Consider the following 474-nt stretch of genomic DNA (forward strand, 5'->3'; position numbering starts at 1 on the left):
ATTACTGCAACGAGATCAGCCACCGGGCGATTCGTGAACGTCGCCACATCCCGGCTGATGGCCCTGTGAAAAAGGATGCGGCTCGGGTGGCTCGCAGTGCCGCGAACATGGCTGCGAAGCGGGCCGCGAAGGGTCTTGCGCCTGCGCAAAAGAAGCCCGCGAAGGAACGATTCGGGTGGCTTGGTGATTCGGATCTTCAATCCCTCACAGCTGGCTTCAGCAAGTGCGACGGCGTGCAGATTGGAAGCGCCACGGTGCAGCTCGTTTGCACTGAGTACGTCACGCGCCGAGCCCAATTCAAGAAAGCTCGCCTGAACTGGCGCGTGTCGAATCCGAAGTCGTCGAGGCGATCCCTTGGATGGGTTCCGTTCAAGGGCGGGCATGCCAAATACAAGGCGGGGCAGATTCACTTTGCAGGCCAACAGCTGAGCCTGTGGGACAGCTACGGCCTGGGCGACCACGAATTGCGAGCGG

At 61.0% G+C, this 474-nt stretch carries 1 pseudogene; it reads left to right on the forward strand.

What is annotated here, in order from left to right:
- A pseudogene (locus OX89_RS18830) lies at positions 1–474 on the forward strand (hypothetical protein); the annotation flags it as partial.

It is taken from the genome of Diaphorobacter sp. J5-51, from assembly GCF_001023515.1.
Classification (GTDB): domain Bacteria; phylum Pseudomonadota; class Gammaproteobacteria; order Burkholderiales; family Burkholderiaceae_C; genus Diaphorobacter; species Diaphorobacter nitroreducens.